We start from the raw sequence: 2621 nt of genomic DNA on the forward strand, positions 1-2621 counted from the left end.
AGTCAAAATCCAAGCGAGTTTCGACTGGTGAAGTGGTACCGTCTCAGCGTCTATCTCGTCTGAAGAAGTGCCCGCTGCGGTTATCCGGGCATAAACGGGGTCAATAGGGCGACGATTCCGATTCCCGCGCGATATCACGAAATTCTCGGTAACGATCCTCTTTCTCTTCGTCTTCTGAATCGGCTTCCACCGTCTGAAAGGAATCGTCAGTCACGTCATCGTCGACCACTTCGACATGTTCTTCGTTCAGGTAATCGTCTCCGCGAAGAAAATTATGCGACTCGTGAGAACGGAACGTTTCTACGGGGACAAGGCGATCTGTAGACGGACTGCTCTGCTCCCCCGCGATTGATGGACGCTGCATTTTGGCATCCAGGTGCACCACCTGAGTATGCGGGAACTCGGGTAAGTCCCAGCAATCCACCGGAATGGAGCTGGGATTGATTTGCACTTCTCCCAGATCCATCGTCAAAGTCATCTTCGTCTGCGGCCAGTCCAACCGAATCTGGTGGGCGAGTACGGCCCCAGAGGCAGGGTCGAGTCGATGATCATCGAGTTTGGCCTGGGCGAGGCGCGTGGCGTCATTGCTGTACAGACTATGCTCGATCACGATCCCCTTCTTGAGATCGACCAGCACCACGCGTCGTAGCGGCAGACCGTGGGCAGTGACAATCTGCTCCACCAGCCGGGCTTGTTCGTATTCCGGGTCAGTTTCGATGGTGACCCCGGTCGTCGGCAGCGGCGCAACGCCCAGCGTTTGCAGCAACCAGTCAGGTTCGAAAGGAATACCAATCTGATGGCGAGCGGCGTCCATGTTTTCGTGCCGACAGGTCACAAATCCTGGATCCATCTCGCGAGCCCAGACCCAGAAGCGATCGCTGTTGGAACCAAGATCGACCTCCTTTCCTCGCATCGACATCACCTGGAGGCGGAATTTTCGGTCTTTTTCGACGGCCAGCATTCCATTGAACGAATACTTGTCGACACGGATTTTCACCTTCTTCGCCTGCCAGCTGTGAATGCGGTCCGTGTTCTGATTCAGGTGTGCGACCACTTCTTCGATGGAAGGGTTGCTGACATTCTTCAGACAAGGTGCCCCGGCCATCGGGTCGCGCGCCCGCTTCCAGATGATTCCACGGCCGGAGACGCAGCCCGAAAGCGAAACTACGACAAACAACAGCAAAGACAGCGACATCAGACGGAGGGCAAGTGCTCGTGGGCGTCCTGCTTGTTCTGAATGTCGTCTCACGGCGCATGCAATCGCAACGCCCGAGCCAACGTTTTGCCGACTGCGGAGGGGTAGTGACAGGGTTGTAAATCGGGTCATCCCTGCCACTCCGCTGAAAGTTGGATTTTCAGTTCTGAAATCAGCTGCTGCGATTCCGCATCACCAAGATGGTAGTTGAAGACCTCAAACGTCCCTTCGCCATGAACACCACTCAGTTCCAGGAACTCGCGGTCGTCTTCATAACGAACATTCTCCAACCTCAGTTTCCGCTGCTGCAGCAGCACGAGCGCCAGCCCATAACGGGTTCGCTCGTGAACCGGACTTGCCTCTTCACTCAGTTGCTCGAAGTACCGCATCGCGACTTCGGGGTCGATCCGGGTCAGTTTCGGATCGATTGCCGCGGGGACTTCGACGGTCCAGCAGCCAAAGTGCCCCGCTGGTGGACCAGTCCACCCCTCGTCGGAAAAGTCCAGACGAACGAGTCCGTTTTCACGTTCAACCAATACCGAGTGGCACACCGAGCCGGGGACGAGCGGTTTACCCGTCGCAGCACAGTTTTTACCCAGTGGTTTAAGGTGATAGTCCATTCGTCAGAAAGGTTCCGTCGGCGGATGAGTTTAAGACGCTGTTCGAATCGTCCAGGTCAGAGAGGTGACTGCATGTGTAAACAGTAACGGCGGAAAATCTTGCCCCGTTTGCGCCGGGGTTTTACTTCATCGGCGAGTTTTGCCGCAAGACGAATGTCGTCACCGCTCTGGCAGGCGAGCTTTACGCCTCTCCCCTCAATGTCGGAATCGCCTCCTTACGTCGAATCACTCGAGTTCACACGGATAAGTGAGACACCCGATACCCATTCCCCGTCCTCCTCATCGCATGCCCCACCCGTTGGAAAGTATCGAGGAAGACCAACAGCAGCGGAGGTCTGTGGTGAACGTCTCCCGGCGGACCACCCCATTCGGGCCACCGGACCTACAGACTCAGACAGGGCTCGAAAATCAGCAAGAGGGCGAGAGAGGCCCCAGACTCCAAACGAAAGTGCGGGGTTTGCAATGAAAAATCCTCTCCCTCGGACGCACATGCGGAGGCGTTCTTATCACGATCAGCGAGTTCTCCGCTGTTAAAAAAGAAAAACGGGCGGGAATCAGGAATGTCGGGATAATCGGGTAGGAGGCGGGGTCACCCCCGCCGTCCTCCCACACCACCGGACGTACTCATCGTATCCGGCGGTTTCTATGATGTTTGTAACTCGGCATGCCTTTGGGTCAGGAAGACGAGGCCGAGACGATGGAACCAGTCGATGGACATGGCATGTTGAGCGGGAGGGCTACCCGCCATGCGCCACCATCCTTTCCCCGAGTTAGCCAGGATCCACGCGAGGTACCGGGGTACTCCG

2 protein-coding genes are annotated in these 2621 nt (G+C 56.5%); both read right to left on the minus strand.

Annotation, left to right across the window (positions count from 1 at the left end; all coding sequences use genetic code 11):
• Nucleotides 1-100: 100 nt before the first annotated feature.
• Nucleotides 101-1195, minus strand: coding sequence for a hypothetical protein (locus VGE80_RS00400; protein ID WP_440591272.1), 1095 nt, complete (start codon nucleotides 1193-1195; stop codon nucleotides 101-103).
• Between the two features lie 128 nt (nucleotides 1196-1323).
• A complete protein-coding gene (locus VGE80_RS00405; RefSeq protein ID WP_440591273.1) occupies nucleotides 1324-1815 on the minus strand; it encodes a hypothetical protein in 492 nt (163 codons plus the stop codon).
• Nucleotides 1816-2621 lie beyond the last annotated feature (806 nt).

The sequence above is a fragment of the Schlesneria sp. genome, assembly GCF_036405755.1.
Classification (GTDB): Bacteria; Planctomycetota; Planctomycetia; order Planctomycetales; family Planctomycetaceae; genus Schlesneria; species Schlesneria sphaerica.

What these genes read in the sequence shown, in the direction of transcription:
- VGE80_RS00400 (WP_440591272.1), bottom strand. Translation starts at nt 1,195, where the DNA reads ATGTCGCTGTCTTTGCTGTTGTTTGTCGTAGTTTCGCTTTCGGGCTGC.
- VGE80_RS00405 (WP_440591273.1), bottom strand. Translation starts at nt 1,815, where the DNA reads ATGGACTATCACCTTAAACCACTGGGTAAAAACTGTGCTGCGACGGGT.